Source organism: Streptomyces sp. NPDC003379, assembly GCF_053589195.1.
In genome coordinates this window covers 132,614-147,217 of sequence record NZ_JBSFRK010000009.1, presented here as the reverse complement: position 1 = coordinate 147,217, position 14,604 = coordinate 132,614, and the positions used below count along the sequence as shown (strand labels likewise).

General features: G+C 70.2%; 15 protein-coding genes and 1 pseudogene. 8 read left to right on the top strand and 8 right to left on the bottom strand.

The genetic code is table 11. The features are described 5' to 3' along the window. Position 1: 1 nt before the first annotated feature. Positions 2 to 1,144 (top strand): helix-turn-helix transcriptional regulator, encoded by a 1,143-nt coding sequence (locus ACWDVB_RS11200; RefSeq protein WP_451512745.1) that lies wholly within the window; start codon positions 2 to 4, stop codon positions 1,142 to 1,144. Positions 1,145 to 1,275: 131 nt separating this feature from the next. Here the strand turns inward: ACWDVB_RS11200 and ACWDVB_RS11195 are convergent, their stop codons facing one another. From ACWDVB_RS11195 to ACWDVB_RS11180, 4 genes are all read right to left on the bottom strand, one after another. Continuing rightward, positions 1,276 to 1,899 carry a Clp protease N-terminal domain-containing protein gene (locus tag ACWDVB_RS11195; protein WP_451512744.1) on the bottom strand — a complete coding sequence of 208 codons (624 nt, stop codon included), beginning with the start codon at positions 1,897 to 1,899 and terminating at the stop codon, positions 1,276 to 1,278. After that, positions 1,899 to 2,108, bottom strand: a complete 210-nt coding sequence (locus tag ACWDVB_RS11190; protein WP_451512743.1) for a helix-turn-helix domain-containing protein — start codon at positions 2,106 to 2,108, stop codon at positions 1,899 to 1,901. Before ACWDVB_RS11190 ends, ACWDVB_RS11195 begins: the two co-directional genes overlap by 1 nt. A gap of 141 nt (positions 2,109 to 2,249) precedes the next feature. Then, positions 2,250 to 3,212, bottom strand: coding sequence for a zinc-binding dehydrogenase (locus tag ACWDVB_RS11185; RefSeq protein ID WP_451512742.1), 963 nt, complete (start codon positions 3,210 to 3,212; stop codon positions 2,250 to 2,252). Positions 3,213 to 3,413: 201 nt separating this feature from the next. Next, the gene (locus tag ACWDVB_RS11180) at positions 3,414 to 4,637 is read right to left on the bottom strand and encodes an NAD(P)-dependent malic enzyme (RefSeq protein ID WP_451512741.1); all 1,224 of its coding nucleotides are present in this window, start codon (positions 4,635 to 4,637) and stop codon (positions 3,414 to 3,416) included. Positions 4,638 to 5,111: 474 nt separating this feature from the next. Here ACWDVB_RS11180 and ACWDVB_RS11175 point away from each other — a divergent pair, with 474 nt between their 5' ends. The 3 genes from ACWDVB_RS11175 (at position 5,112) to ACWDVB_RS11165 (ending at position 7,850) form a co-directional block, all read left to right on the top strand. After that, a complete protein-coding gene (locus ACWDVB_RS11175; protein ID WP_451512740.1) occupies positions 5,112 to 6,068 on the top strand; it encodes an ABC transporter substrate-binding protein in 957 nt (318 codons plus the stop codon). 76 nt (positions 6,069 to 6,144) lie between these two features. Next, positions 6,145 to 7,089: an amino acid ABC transporter permease gene (locus ACWDVB_RS11170; RefSeq protein ID WP_451512739.1), complete on the top strand. Its 945-nt coding sequence runs from the start codon at positions 6,145 to 6,147 to the stop codon at positions 7,087 to 7,089. Next, positions 7,089 to 7,850, top strand: a complete 762-nt coding sequence (locus tag ACWDVB_RS11165; RefSeq protein WP_451512738.1) for an amino acid ABC transporter ATP-binding protein — start codon at positions 7,089 to 7,091, stop codon at positions 7,848 to 7,850. The genes ACWDVB_RS11170 and ACWDVB_RS11165 overlap by 1 nt, the downstream gene beginning before the upstream one ends. A 135-nt stretch (positions 7,851 to 7,985) precedes the next feature. Here ACWDVB_RS11165 and ACWDVB_RS11160 read toward each other — a convergent pair whose 3' ends face one another. After that, on the bottom strand, positions 7,986 to 8,807 hold the full coding sequence (locus tag ACWDVB_RS11160; protein WP_451512737.1) for a class I SAM-dependent methyltransferase: 822 nt from the start codon (positions 8,805 to 8,807) through the stop codon (positions 7,986 to 7,988). Positions 8,808 to 8,898: 91 nt separating this feature from the next. Between ACWDVB_RS11160 and ACWDVB_RS11155 the strand changes: the two genes are divergently transcribed. Beyond that, the gene (locus ACWDVB_RS11155; RefSeq protein ID WP_451512736.1) at positions 8,899 to 9,549 is read left to right on the top strand and encodes a CGNR zinc finger domain-containing protein; all 651 of its coding nucleotides are present in this window, start codon (positions 8,899 to 8,901) and stop codon (positions 9,547 to 9,549) included. Here ACWDVB_RS11155 and sodX read toward each other — a convergent pair. Then, positions 9,432 to 9,863, bottom strand: coding sequence for a nickel-type superoxide dismutase maturation protease (sodX, locus tag ACWDVB_RS11150; RefSeq protein ID WP_451512912.1), 432 nt, complete (start codon positions 9,861 to 9,863; stop codon positions 9,432 to 9,434). The two genes, ACWDVB_RS11155 and sodX, sit on opposite strands and share 118 nt — an antisense overlap. 144 nt (positions 9,864 to 10,007) lie before the next feature. On the opposite strand from sodX, the gene sodN reads away from it, so the two are divergent. Beyond that, positions 10,008 to 10,403 carry a superoxide dismutase, Ni gene (gene sodN / locus ACWDVB_RS11145; RefSeq protein WP_451512735.1) on the top strand — a complete coding sequence of 132 codons (396 nt, stop codon included), beginning with the start codon at positions 10,008 to 10,010 and terminating at the stop codon, positions 10,401 to 10,403. Positions 10,404 to 10,525: 122 nt separating this feature from the next. On the opposite strand, the pseudogene ACWDVB_RS11140 reads toward sodN, so the two are convergent. Then, a pseudogene (locus ACWDVB_RS11140) lies at positions 10,526 to 10,957 on the bottom strand (response regulator); the annotation flags it as partial. Between the two features lie 107 nt (positions 10,958 to 11,064). On the opposite strand from ACWDVB_RS11140, the gene ACWDVB_RS11135 reads away from it, so the two are divergent. Together ACWDVB_RS11135 and ACWDVB_RS11130 are read left to right on the top strand one after the other, a co-directional pair. Further along, a complete protein-coding gene (locus tag ACWDVB_RS11135) occupies positions 11,065 to 11,277 on the top strand; it encodes a hypothetical protein (protein WP_451512734.1) in 213 nt (70 codons plus the stop codon). Between the two features lie 144 nt (positions 11,278 to 11,421). Beyond that, on the top strand, positions 11,422 to 13,572 hold the full coding sequence (locus ACWDVB_RS11130) for a GTP-binding protein (RefSeq protein WP_451512733.1): 2,151 nt from the start codon (positions 11,422 to 11,424) through the stop codon (positions 13,570 to 13,572). A gap of 47 nt (positions 13,573 to 13,619) precedes the next feature. Here the strand turns inward: ACWDVB_RS11130 and ACWDVB_RS11125 are convergent, their stop codons facing one another. Next, positions 13,620 to 14,594 carry a sigma-70 family RNA polymerase sigma factor gene (locus ACWDVB_RS11125; RefSeq protein WP_451512732.1) on the bottom strand — a complete coding sequence of 325 codons (975 nt, stop codon included), beginning with the start codon at positions 14,592 to 14,594 and terminating at the stop codon, positions 13,620 to 13,622. Positions 14,595 to 14,604 lie beyond the last annotated feature (10 nt).

Sequence of the window (14,604 nt, the reverse complement as noted above, 5' to 3'; positions counted from 1 at the left end):
AATGCCTCCCGTGTTCGCCCACGGCCGCCTGCGCCTGTATCTGCTCAAGCTGCTCGACGAGGCCCCCCGCCACGGCTATGAGGTGATCCGCCTCCTCGAAGAACGCTTCCAGGGGCTGTACGCACCCTCGGCCGGCACGGTCTACCCGCGCCTCGCGAAGCTGGAGGCCGAGGGCCTGGTCACGCACACCACCGAGGGCGGCCGGAAGGTCTACGCCATCACGGACGCCGGCCGTGCCGAGCTGGCCGGCCGCGGCGGCGAGCTGGCCGACCTTGAGCTGGAGATCCGCGAGTCGGTCGCCGGGCTCGCCGCCGAGATCCGCGACGGAGTCCAGGGCGCGGCGGGCGAGCTGCGCCGCGAGATGCGGGCGGCCGCGGAGGAGGCACGCGCCTCGGGTGGCGCGGCCTCCTCCACGGGCTCCTCCACCGGCAAGGGCTTCCCCGACGCGGCCGACTTCTTCGAGGGTGCCTGGGGCGACAAGGACGGTTGGCGCCAGGCGAAGGAGGAGTTCAAGCGCGCCAAGCAGGAGTGGAAGGAGCAGGCGCGCCGCGCGAAGGACGAGAGCCGCCGCGCCCGTGAGGAGGCCCAGCGGGCACGCCGCCAGGCCAAGGACGCCCAGGAGAAGGCGCGGACCATGGCCCAGGAAGAGTTCCAGCGCATCGCCCAGCGCGTCCAGGAGCAGGTCCAGGACCACTTCACACGAGGCGACTGGCCGACGGGCGTACGCGAGGGCCTGACCGAACTGGCCAAGGAGTTCAGCGCCTTCGGCCTGGACCTCGGCAAACACTTCCCCCACTCGCCCGGCCAGCGCCCTACCTCCGGGACCGGCGCCGGAAGCAAGCCTCAGGCCGATTCCCCGACCGAGCCCGCAGCCACCTCCAGTGAGCCCGAGGCAGGCCCCGGCCCCAAGTTCAGCGCCGCCCCCGAGGGGCTGGCCGTGGATTACGTCCCCGAGTGGGCCCAGGAGGACTCGACCGGCGATCCGGCCCGTGACCTCGATCGCCTGCTCGACCGGTTCCGCGACGACATCCGCGACGCGGCCCGAGACAACGGCGTCAGCGAGGGGCAACTCCACAATATCCGCGCACACTTGGCGTCGACCGCCGCCCATATCGGGGCGGCCCTGCGTCCACCGAGGGCCTGACGTCGGGCGGCGTCGACTGAGGCCAGACCCGCGTCAGCCGACGCCGCCCGCGCCAGACCACGCCAGACCACGTCAAGCCACGTCAGCCGACGCCACCCGCGCCAAACCGCGCCGTGCCGCGTCAGACGACGTCAGCCGACGCCACCCGCGCCCGCACCCCGACCCGCGGCCCCGCCGTAAAGGACCCGGTCCACCGACGCATGGGTGACCCCGTGATCCGCGAGCACCTCCGCGACGACGCCCGGGCGGACGGTGAGGGCGAGCAGGATGTGCTCGTCGCCGATGCGACGGTCACGGCGGGCGGTGGCGATGCGCAGGGACTTCACCAGGGCGTCCTTGGCCTCGCGGGAGAAGGGCACACGGCCGAGCCAAGCCCGCACGGCCTTGCCGCCCCCCTTGCCCCCCTTGCCCGCCCTGCCCGCCTTCCCGCCGCCGCCCGCCAACGCACCCTCACCGTGCGCCTCTTCGACCCGGGAGACGAACTCGGCCACGTCGATGCCGAGCCCGGCCAGCGCGTCCGTGTCGGCCTGCGACAGGCCCCCACGGCGCCGCGCGCCACTCAGCGCCTCCTCGATCGAGTCCCGGTGGCGCGCGGCCCCGAGCGAGGCCAGGGCGAAGGACCCCCGGCTCGCCTCACGGTCGAGCAGGGCGAGCAGCATGTGCCCGCCGTCGACCGAGTCGGCGCTCCCCCGCTCGGCGTGCTCGACCGCGCCCAGCACCACGGCGCGGGCGTCCTTGGTGAACCGCTCGAACATCACTGCCTCCCGTACTTCTTGTGCACGGCCTGCCTGCTCACTCCGAGCTCCGCGGCGATCTCCTGCCACGACCAGCCCTGCCGGCGCGCACCGCGCACCTGCACGGCCTCGAGCCGCTCCACCAGCTTCCGCAGCGCGGAAACGGCCCGCAGCCCGACCCGTGGGTCCTGATCACCCGCGCGCTCGGCGAGATCCGTAGCTTCGGTCATGCATGTCAACTTACGTTGACAGAAGCCCGCCGTCAACCATGGTTGACGCGAGACGCGAGACGCGAGACGTGTGGCGTATGGCGTGAGGCGTGAGGCGTGAACCGCCAATCGGCAACCGCAACCGCAACCGCCACCCCCCGGTCAGACCTCCAGCACGATCTTCCCGAACTGCTCCCCGGACTCCAGCCGCTCAAAGCCCTCTCGCGCCCGGTCCAGCGGAAGGACCTCGTCGATGACGGGGCGCACACCGGTCGTGGCGCAGAAGGAGAGCAGGTCCTCCAGTTCGTCCTTGGTGCCCATCGTCGAGCCGACGACCTTCAGCTCCAGGAAGAAGATCCGGGTCAGCTCCGCGTGCGAGGGACGGTCACCGCTCGTCGCGCCCGAGATGACCAACGTACCGCCCGGTTTCAGCGACTTGACCGAGTGCGACCAGGTCGCCGCGCCCACCGTCTCGATGACGGCGTCGACCCGCTGCGGCAGCCGGGCGCCCGACTCGACCGCCTCCACGGCGCCCAGCTCCAGCGCCCGCCTCCGCTTGGCCTCGTCGCGGCTGGTGGCGAAGACCCGGAGGCCCGCCGCCTTGCCGAGCATGATCGCGGCCGTGGCGACACCGCCACCGGCGCCCTGCACGAGGACCGAGTCCCCGGGGCGCACACCGGCGTTGGTGAAGAGCATGCGGTACGCGGTGAGCCACGCGGTCGGCAGGCAGGCCGCCTCGGCGAAGGAGAGCTCCTTCGGCTTGGGCAGCACGTTCCAGGTGGGCACGGCCACGCTCTCCGCGAAGGTCCCCTGGTACTTCTCGGTCAGGATGGACCGGCCCTCGCGGGGTCCGACCCCGTGCCCGGACTGCCCGATGACGGAGTGCAGGACGACCTCGTCGCCGTGCTCGTCGATCCCGGCGGCGTCACAGCCGAGGATCATCGGCAGCTTCTCCTCGGCCAGGCCGACCCCGCGCAGCGACCACAGGTCGTGGTGGTTCAGGGAGGCGGCTTTGACCTTCACGGTCGACCAGCCGGGGCGCGCCTCAGGGGCGGGGCGCTCCCCCAACTCAAGGCCGCTCAGCGGCTGGTCACGGTCGATTCGGGCAGCGTAGGCAGCGAACATGACGCCGACCATAGGCCGCCGCCGGGCCACGAAGGAACCTCGTACGAATGTGACACGCGCCGCGCCCGCCCCCGGCCAGGCCGCCATCCCGCGCCCACGCCCCGGAAACACCGTGTCCCCCGCCGCGGAACGCACGGCAGAGGACACGGTCACATCATCACGCGGTCACACCATCACACACGCACACCATCACGCAGACACTCAGCTGCGAGCGACGCCCTCCGCACGCGCGGCAGCGGCCACCGCCGCCGTCACCGCCGGGGCGACCCGCTCGTCGAACGGCGACGGAATCACGTACTCCGCGGAGAGCTCGTCCCCGACGACCCCCGCGAGGGCGTCGGCCGCGGCGATCTTCATGCCCTCGGTGATCTGCGAGGCCCGCACCTGGAGCGCCCCGGCGAAGATGCCCGGGAAGGCGAGGACGTTGTTGATCTGGTTCGGGTAGTCCGAACGCCCGGTCGCCACCACGGCCGCGTATTTGTGCGCGACGTCCGGGTGGACCTCCGGGTTCGGGTTGGCCATGGCGAACACGAAGGAGTTGGGCGCCATGGAGGCGACCGCCGGCTCGGGGACGGTTCCGCCCGAGACGCCGATGAAGACGTCCGCACCGGCGAGCGCGGCCTCCAGCGAGCCGCTCAGCCCGGCCTTGTTGGTGAGCTCGGCGAGCTCCCGCTTGACCGGCGTGAGGTCGTCCCTGTCACGGCTGACGATGCCCTTGCGGTCCGCGACCGCCACGTCCCCGAGCCCCGCTTCGAGCAGGAACTTGGCGATGGCGACACCGGCCGCGCCGGCACCGGAGATGACGGCACGCAGCTCACCGAGGGTCCGGCCGGTCAGCTTCGCCGCGTTGCGCAGCGCCGCCAGCGTCACGACGGCCGTGCCGTGCTGGTCGTCGTGGAAGACCGGGATGTCGAGCCGCTCCTGGAGCTTGCGCTCGATCTCGAAGCACCGGGGCGCCGAGATGTCCTCCAGGTTCACGCCGCCGAAGGACGGGGCGAGCCGCACCACGGTCTCGACGATCTCATCGGCGTCGGTCGTCGCGAGCGCGATCGGCACCGCGTCCACGCCGCCGAACTGCTTGAAGAGAATGGCCTTGCCCTCCATGACGGGGAGCGAGGCCTCGGGGCCGATGTCGCCGAGACCGAGCACGGCGGTCCCGTCGGTCACGACGGCGACGACGTTCGACTTCCACGTGTAGTCATGGACAAGCTCCGGCCGCTCGGCGATCGCGCTGCACACTTTCGCGACGCCGGGCGTGTATGCGAGGGACAGGTCGTCCTTGTCGCGGACCGGCACGGTGGCCTGCACCGCCATCTTGCCGCCACGGTGCAACGCGAAGGCCGGATCGAAGGGCTCGTCTGCACCAGCAGGGCCCTCATGATCCGTACTGCTGTCGCTGCGAGGATTGACGATCTCCGCTGCCACTGTTCTGACCCCTTAAGTCTTAATCATTCGTTGAGGGTGTCCACTCCCGGTTGAGAAGTGGGCGGGCACCGTGTCCGTTCCCCGTCTGTCGACGGGGGAGAGGTACGGACACGCGGGCGCGCCGCACACGCGCCCTGAGCCCCGGATGAGGGGTGTAGCCAACCTTTGTACCCGAAGGCGGTGCGCGCGGGCGAGTGACATTGGTTTCAGCCCGCGCCAACGAGGGCGAGACGGGTCCACATGGCGAGATTCGCGGGATATCGATTGGTTAACGGCGGTTTGCGCCCTGACCCATACGCCCGCGCTGTACCGGGCTGTCGGCATTCGCCGTCGGCCCGTTATCCGATTTTGACATCTCCGGCACCCAGAATCGGACGGTCCGAATGGCAAGATGCCGTCATCACACGAGGTCGCGACACCCGAAGGTGTGTGCCCGACCCATCGGCAACTCCCTCATCCGCCGGAGGACCCACCATGACCGCAAGCTCCATTTGTCGTAAGACCGCAGCAAAGTCCGCGAAGTCCCGGATTGCCGCGGTCGGCGCGATCGCGGTCGCCGGTGCGCTGCTGCTTTCCGGATGCGGTGACCAGACCAACGACAAGAAGAGCGACGCGGTCAGCAACGCGCCGCTCGCCGACAAGCTGCCCAAGGACATCCGCGCCAAGGGCGTCATCAAGGTCGGCTCCGACATCGCCTATCCGCCGGTCGAGTTCAAGGACAAGTCCGGCAACACGGTCGGTATCGACCCTGACATCGGCGAGGCGCTCGGCAAGCAGCTCGGCGTGCGGTTCGAGTTCGAGAACGGCACCTTCGACACCCTCCTCGGCGGCCTGCGCTCCAAGCGGTACCAGCTCGCCATGTCGGCCATGACGGACACCAAGAACCGTCAGGAGGGCATCGACGAGGAGACCGGCAAGAAGCTCGGCACCGGCGTCGACTTCGTCGACTACTTCACCGCGGGCGTCTCGATCTACACCAAGAAGGGTGACGACCAGGGCATCAAGACCTGGTCGGACCTCTGCGGCAAGAAGATCGTCGTCCAGCGCGGCACCGTCTCGCACGACCTGGCCAAGAGCGAGTCGAAGAAGTGCAAGGGCAGCAAGAAGATCTCCATCGAGCAGTACGACAACGACCAGCAGGCCCAGACCCGGCTGCGCTCCGGCGGCGCTGACGCCGGTTCGTCCGACTTCCCGGTGGCCGCGTACGCGGTGAAGACCTCCGGCGGCGGCAAGGACTTCCAGCTGGTCGGCGAGCAGGTCGAGGCGGCTCCGTACGGCATCGCTGTCTCCAAGAAGAACCCCGAACTGCGCGACGCGATCAAGGCCGCGCTCAACGCCATCATCGAGAACGGCGACTACGAAAAGATCATCAAGAAGTGGGGCGTCGAGGACGGCGCGGTCAAGGAAGCCAAGATCAACGGCGGCAAGTGACCCCGTCCCTCCCTCAGGCCGTGTCCTCCCTCCCAGGCCGTGTCCTAGCCGCTCCAGTCGCTGAAAGGCCACTCACGTGACCACCGACATCTCCAAGAAGGGCCCCGGGGACGACGTCCCGAAGGCCTCACCGGCGGAGGCCATCAGGGCCGTCCCGGTCCGCCACTTCGGCCGCTACATCGCCGCGGTCCTCGCGATCGGCGTCTTCGCCTCGATCGTCTACGCCTTCTCGCAGGGCGACATCAACTGGGGCGCGATCCCCGACAACTTCTTCGACGAGCGCATCCTCAGGGGTGTCCGCGAGACGCTGATCCTCACCTTCCTCTCGATGCTCATCGGCGTCGTCGGCGGCGTCATCCTGTCCGTGATGCGCCTGTCGAAGAACCCGGTGACCTCGTCGATCGCCTGGTTCTACATCTGGTTCTTCCGCGGTACGCCGGTCCTGGTCCAGCTCTTCGTCTGGTTCAACCTCGGCTTCGTCTTCGACTACGTGAACCTCGGCCCCGTCTACAAGGACGAGTGGTCGGACTTCATGACGCCGTTCCTGACGGCGCTGCTCGGTCTCGGCCTCAACGAGGCGGCGTACATGGCGGAGATCTGCCGCGCCGGTCTGCTCTCGGTCGACGAGGGCCAGACCGAGGCCTCGCACGCGCTCGGCATGAGCCACAACAAGACGCTGCGCCGCGTGGTGCTGCCGCAGGCGATGCGCGTGGTCGTGCCGCCGACGGGCAACGAGTTCATCAACATGCTCAAGACGACCTCGCTGGTCGCCGCCGTCCAGTACTACGAGCTGCTCAAGTACGCGCAGGACATCGGCACCTCGTCGGGCGCGACCGTGGAGGCGCTGCTGCTCGCCGCCACCTGGTACCTGATCATGACGTCGATCCTCAGCGTCGGTCAGTTCTACCTGGAGCGGTACTACGCGCGCGGCTCGTCCCGTTCCCTGCCCGACACCCCCTTCCAGAAGATCAAGGCCAACATGCTGTCGCTGAGCAATCGCGGCGCGGGAGGTGTGCGCTGATGACCGCCATGGTGAAGGCCGAGGGCGTCCACAAGTCCTTCGGTCACGTAGAGGTACTCAAGGGCATCGACCTGGAGGTGGCGAGCGGTGAGGTCTTCTGCCTGATCGGCCCGTCCGGCTCCGGGAAGTCGACGTTCCTGCGCTGCATCAACCACCTGGAGAAGGTCAACGCCGGTCGGCTGTACGTCGACGGGGAGCTGGTCGGCTACCGGCAGAAGGGGGACAAGCTGTACGAGCTCAAGGACAGCGAGGTCGCCCTGAAGCGCCGGGACATCGGCATGGTCTTCCAGCGCTTCAACCTCTTCCCGCACATGACGGCGCTGGAGAACGTCATGGAGGCGCCGGTCCAGGTCAGGGGCGTCCCCAAGGCCCAGGCCCGGGAGCGCGCCGGGCAGCTCCTGGAGCGCGTGGGCCTCGCCGACAAGGCGGGCAACTACCCCACGCAGCTCTCCGGCGGCCAGCAGCAGCGCGTGGCGATCGCCCGCGCCCTTGCGATGGACCCGAAGCTGATGCTCTTCGACGAGCCGACGTCGGCGCTCGACCCCGAGCTGGTCGGCGACGTCCTCGACGTGATGCGTGACCTCGCCGAGTCCGGTATGACGATGGTCGTCGTCACGCACGAGATGGGCTTCGCCCGCGAGGTCGGCGACAGTCTCGTCTTCATGGACGGCGGCGTGGTGGTCGAGTCGGGCCGCCCGCGCGATGTGCTGGGCAATCCGCAGCAGGAGCGGACGCAGTCGTTCCTGTCGAAGGTGCTTTAGCGCTCCGCCGGGTTCAGCCAACGCCAAGGGGCCGGTACGAATCGTGGATCCGTACCGGCCCCTTGGCGCGCCCCGTAAGGGCGCGGGGAGCTGCGCGCCCAGCCCAGCCACGACCGACCCGCGGCCGAAGATTGTCTACTTCAGGCCCAGGACTACCGCGTCCGAGGGCGAGGCCCATACCGGGCGGGCCTCCGCGAAGCCCGCCTCGCGGAGAGCGCGGGCGTGCCACTCGGCGGAGGGCATGTCGCCGTCGGCGTGATCGCCGTAGATCTCGAACCGCTTGGCGGTGGGACCGGCGAGGACCGGGTCCTGGGCGGCGAGCTGCCACCACTCCTTCCAGTCCAGTACGCCCTCGGCCTTGGCGCGCTCCATCCGGCGGTGGCGGTAGGCGCTCTCGGCGGCGTTCAGCCGCGGGGTCGCCGGGTCGGGCATGTGGTCGGCGTTCATGAAGACGCCGCCGTCGCGGACGAGTCCGGCGAGCCGGCCGTAGAGCGTGGCGAGCGGTTCGCTGTAGAGCCAGTGCAGGGCGGTCGCGGTGAGCACGGCGTCGTACGAGTCGTGCGGGAGCGCGGAGACCCACTCGGGGTCCGTCAGATCCGCGGTGACGAAGGTGACGCGGTCGTCGTCGGCGAAGGTCCCCTCGGCGATGGCGAGCAGCGCGGGGTCGAGGTCGACGCCGACACTGGTGGCGTCGGGGAACCTCTTGAGCAGCCGGTCCGTAATACTTCCCGTACCGCACGCCAGATCGAGCACGCGCGGCGCGGGGCCGACCACGGCCTCGACCATGTCGAGCATGATCTGGAACCGCTCCTCGCGGTCGGGCAGGTACCACTGCTGCTGCCGGTCCCAGCTCTCCTGCCAGGCGCGCCAGTCGGTGCCGAGCCCGGCCCCCGTCTCGACTCCAGTCCCTGTCTCGACTCCAGTCCCTGTCTCGACTCCGGTCCCCGTCTCCGTCATCTGAACCCCTCCAGTCCGTAATACCCTGGTACCGCAATCGGCTATTACTTGCCGACGAGATGACCATAGCCCGCCCTCGTAAGGACTACAAGTGGAACTGGCCTATTACTCGGACTACGCCGTACGCCTGGTCAACAGCGAGGAGCCGGGCCGCAACAAGGACGCGCTGACCTCGGTCGAAGTGATCCGGGAGCTGTTCGGACCGAGCACGCAGATGGCGCGCCGCGCGACGGACTCCGACCTCACGCGCTTCCGTTCCGTACGGGGCAGGCTCCGGGCGGTCTTCGAGGCGGCGGACGACGGCGACGAGACGCTCGCGGTCGACCTGCTGAACTCACTGCTCCTGGAGTTCCCCGTGAGCCCGCAGATCTCGGGCCACGACCACCGGGACGACGACGGGCGCCCGCTGTGGCACATGCACCTGGCGGACCACCCCTCCAACGCCACCGCCGGGTACGCCGCGATCGCCGCGATGGGCCTCGCCTTCCACCTCACCGAGCACGGCGTGGACCGCCTGGGCCTCTGCGAGGCGGCACCGTGCCGCAACGCCTACCTCGACACGTCCACGAACCGCTCCCGGCGCTACTGCTCGGACCGCTGCGCGACCCGCGCCAACGTCGCTGCCTACCGCGCCCGCAAGCGCCTGGAGACGGAGCGCTCGGCGAGCACCGGCCGCACGGCGGAGACCGCCCAGCGCACCAGCGCCAACGGCGAGCGCCGCCCGGACACGGGCGGCCGGTAGCGGAACCGCACCCTGCCCAGGACGAGCTCCTCGGGGACGACGCCGTAATCCGTACTGTCGCCCCCCGCGAACGCGTTGTCGCCGAGCACCCACCAGCCGCCCTCGCGGCGCTCCTTGGCCCGCTTGACGACCAGCAGGTCCTGCTGGAACGGGTGGCGCAGGACCACCACGTCACCCGGGCGGACGCGCGCGCCCCACCGCACGAGCAGCCGGTCCCCGTGGTACAGCGTGGGCACCATCGAGGGACCCGTCACCTCGGCCGCGCCCCACGGCAGGACGGCCCTTCGTTCGCTCTCCTGCGACAGCTCCGGCATCACCGGCACCTCCCCGGTCCTATCCTCCACCGGTCCCAGTCTGACCCTGGACTTTTGTCCTAAGCCCATGGGGGCACTCGCGAAAACCGGCCTCTCACGGAGTAATGTCCCACCTGAGAAGACGATCACGAGGAGGACAGCTCCATGCTTTCCCGCCTGTTTGCCCCCAAGGTGAAGGTCAGCGCTCACTGCGACCTGCCCTGCGGCGTGTACGACCCGGCCCAGGCCCGCATCGAGGCGGAGTCCGTCAAGGCCGTCCAGGAGAAGATGGCCGGCAACGACGACGCCCACTTCCAGGCGCGCGCCACCGTCATCAAGGAACAGCGCGCAGAGCTCGCGAAGCACCACGTGTCGGTGCTCTGGAGCGACTACTTCAAGCCCCCGCACTTCGAGAAGTACCCGGAGCTGCACCAGCTGGTCAACGACACCCTCAAGGCCCTCTCGGCCGCGAAGGCGTCGACGGACCCGGCGACGGGCCAGAAGGCGCTCGACTATGTCGCCCAGATCGACAAGATCTTCTGGGAGACGAAGAAGGCCTGATCTGCGCAGGCATCCCGTAGGGGCCCGTCCGGAGCATCGGACGGGCCCCTTCGGCGTCCTGCCGTCTTCCTGTCCGTCCTTCCGCCTTTCCGCTAACGCGTCCCGCGGGGCCGGGCCAGGCCAGGCCATGCCTGGCCCAAGTCGTACGCGAAGGCGTCTGTCAGGCGGCGGGTGACGGTGGGGGCGAGCATGGCCTCGCCCGAGGCCACGACGCGGACGCCGGCGAGGAGTTCCTCGGGCAGCGCGTCCTCGAGGAGGAAACCGGAGGCCCCGGCGCGCAGGGCGTCGTGGACGTAGGCGTCCTGGTCGAAGGTGGTCAGGACCAGGACGCGCGGGGTCACCGCTCCGGCGCCCGTGGTCAGCGGGCGGGTCGCCGTCACGCCGTCCATGCCCGGCATGCGGATGTCCATCAGGACGACGTCCGGGGAGAGTTCCGCGGCCAGCTGCACGGCCTCGGCCCCGTCCCGCGTATCCGCCACCACGTGGAGGTCCGGCTCCGCGTCGACGATCGCCGCGAACCGGGCGCGGACCACGGCCTGGTCGTCGACGACCATCACTCGTACGCCGCTTCCAGTACCGGCCGCGCGCGCCGTCGTCGCCGACGCCGACTGCGGCTTCGGCTTCGGCTTCGGCTGCGGCTTCGGCTTCGGCTGCGGCTGCGATGGGCGTCTCGGCCGCCGACATGGACTGGATGTCGGTCGCCGTCGACGTCGTGATGCTCCGCGGGTACGCGGCACTGGTGCTGCGGGTGGCGGGCCGCCGGGGCGTCCAAGCGGTGAGCGCGGCACCCAGGGATGCCCGTAGCGGGCGTGGAAGACAACCGGCGGTACTGATCGGCGACGTGCTCACCCATCCGCCGCGCGCCCCCGCTTAATCGGTTGCCGCGCCCGACAGCCGCCTGCTGCACTGGCCGGAGCCGGCGAGAGACCGGCGCAGTCGATGAAGGAGAAGGAAATGCGGCGTTCGTGCATGTCCCGCCCCGAAGGAAGTCACCTCTCTTCAAAGGACATGACGGTACGTGCATTCACCTGCCCCGCACACGCTGCACCCGAAGCGGAAGCCGAAGCCGAACCTGAACCTGGGCATCCTGGCCCACATCGACGCCGGTAAGACCAGCCTGACCGAGCGGCTCCTGCACGCCGCCGGTGTCATCGACGAGGTCGGCCGCGTCGACGACGGGAACACCCAGACCGACTCGCTCGCCCTGGAGCGGCAGCGTGGCATCACGATCAAGTCCGCGGTCGTCTCCTTCGTCATCAACGTCCCCGAGGCGGACGACGGGCCGGGCGGCGACGGCGTCACGGTCAATCTCATCGACACCCCCGGCCACCCGGACTTCATCGCCGAGGTGGAGCGGGTCCTGAGCGTGCTCGACGGCGCCGTGCTCGTGATCTCCGCCGTGGAGGGCGTCCAGGCACAGACCCGCGTCCTGCTGCGCACCCTGCGCCGGCTGCGCATCCCCACGCTGATCTTCGTCAACAAGGCGGACCGCGCCGGCGCCCGCTACGACGGCGTCCTGAAGCACATCACCGAGCGCCTGACGCCGGACATCGTCCCGATGGGCACGGTCACGAACCTCGGCACGCGCGAGGCGCGCTTCACCTTGTTCCCCGCCCATAACTCCGAAGACGGCGGCTTCACCACCCGCCTGACCGAGCTGCTCACCGGACACGACGACACGTTGCTGGCCGCGTACGTCGACGACGCGGCGTCCCTCTCGTACGACCGTCTGCGCGGCGAACTGGCCCGGCAGACCGGTCGCGCCCTGGTGCACCCCGTCTTCTTCGGATCGGCGGTGACAGGCGTCGGCATCCCCGAACTGACGGAAGGCGTCAGGCAGTTCCTGCCCACGGCCACCGGGGACCCAGAAGGCCCCGTATCGGGCCGCGTGTTCAAGGTCGAGCGCGGGACCGCCGGGGAGAAGATCGCGTACGTACGTCTGTTCTCGGGCACGATCCGCACGCGCGACCGCGTCGACATCCGCGTCGGCATCCGCGACGGCGAGGCGGGAGCGGCGGGCAAGGCGGCCGGTGACAGCCGCGAGTGCCGCGAGGGCAGCGAGGGCAAGGTCACCGCCGTCAGCGTCTTCGCCGAGGGCACGGACGTGCGCCGCGCGGAGGTCCGGGCGGGGCAGATCGGCAAGCTCTGTGGGCTCGGCGACGTACGGATCGGCGAAGTGATCGGCGTACCGCCCAAGGAAGCCGAGCCCGGCGGGCGCTTCTTCGCGCCGCCCACCCTGGAAACGGTCGTGTCCCCGGTCCGCCCCGCCGACCGGGGCGCCCTGCACGTCGCGCTCACCCAGCTCGCCGAGCAGGACCCGCTGATCGACCTGCGGCAGGACGCCGTCCGGCAGGAGGTGTCGGTCTCGCTCTACGGGGAGGTGCAGAAGGAGGTCATCCAGGCGACGCTCGCCGAGGACTTCGGGCTCGACGTCGCCTTCCGCGAGACGACGACGATCTGCGTGGAGCGGGTCGTCGGCACGGGCGCGGCGTTCGAGCTCATCGACAAGGAGCCCAACCCGTTCCTCGCCACGGTCGGGCTGCGGGTCGGGCCCGCGCCGGTCGGCGCCGGGGTGGAGTTCCGGCTGGGGGTCGAGCTGGGTTCGATGCCGTACGCGTTCTTCCGCGCCGTCGAGGAGACCGTCAGGGAGACCTTGCACCAGGGCCTCCACGGCTGGCGCATCCCCGACTGCACGGTCACGATGACGCATTCCGGCTACTGGCCACGCCAGAGCCACGCGCACGGCACCTTCGACAAGAGCATGTCGAGCACCGCCGGTGACTTCCGGCATCTGACGCCGCTGGTCCTGATGGACGCGCTGCGCGAGGCGGGCACGGCGGTGCACGAGCCGATGCACCGCTTCCGGCTCGACGTGCCCGCCGACACGGTCGGAGCGGTGCTGCCCGCCCTCGCCCGGCTGCGGGCCGTGCCGCACACGTCGGCGGCGAGCGGAGCCTCGTACCGCCTGGAAGGGGACATCCCCGCGCAGCAGGTGCACGCGCTGGAGCAGCAGCTGCCCGGACTCACGCGCGGCGAGGGCGAGTCGGAGACCGCCTTCGACCACTACGAGCCGGTGCGCGGCGCTCCCCCGCGGCGCGAGCGGACGGACCACGATCCGCTCAGCCGCAAGGACTATCTGCTGCGGGTGGTGCGCAGGACGCCCGCCTGAGCAGGCAGGCCGGGGCCCCGAACTCCGAAGCGGGGCCCCGGCCTTCCTCAGACCCCGAACTGGGGAATGTTCAGGTTCCGCAGCCGCTCGGGGTCCGCGATGATGTCGATCTCCACGATCTTGCCGTCCACGACCGTGAAGGACCCGAGCGAGAACACCTCGCCGCCCGGCGTCGCGACCAGGCCCGGCAGGCCGTTGATGAGCACCACGTGCTGGTCCGCGGCGAGCCGCGCGAACATCGACGCCTGCTCGGCCACCGTCGCCGCGCCCCGCACGAGCTTCGACAGGCCCGAGGCGACCTCGCCGGTGTCCGCGCGCAACACGACGTCCGGGTCGAGGAGTTCGAGCAGCGCGTCGAAGTCACCGGCCTTCGTGGCGGCCGTCCATGCCTCCACTATCTCCCGCTGCCTGGCGACATCGGTGTCCTGCGCCGGGGCCGAGCCCTGCACGCGGCGGCGGGCCCGGCTGGCCAGCTGCCGGGTCGCGGCGGGCGAGCGCTCCACGATGGGCGCGATCTCCTCGAAGGGCACGGTGAACATGTCGTGCAGCACGAACGCGAGCCGCTCGGCGGGCGCGAGGGTTTCGAGTACGACGAGCAGGGCGAGGCCCACCGAGTCGGCGAGCAGCACCTCCTGCTCGGGGTCGACCACGTCCACGCGGCTGACGACCGGGTCCGGCACGTGCGTCTCCAGGGAGACGTCCAGGGAGTCCTCGCGCCGGGACTGCCGCGAGCGCAGCAGGTCCAGGCAGACCCGGCCGACGACGGTCGTCAGCCAGCCGCCCAGGTTCCGGACTTCGCCGGTGCCGGACGCCGATGACTCAGATCCCGACGACTCAGACCCCGACCCGGATACCGACGCGGCGGCCGCCTCGGTGCGGCTGAGCCGGAACCACGCCTCCTGGACGGCATCCTCGGACTCGCTCAATGAGCCGAGCATGCGGTACGCGACCGCGTTCAGCCGGGGCCTGTGCTCCTCGAAGCGGGCGGCCAGGCCGGCTTGGGCCGAAGCGTTGTCGTCCATCAGTCACATT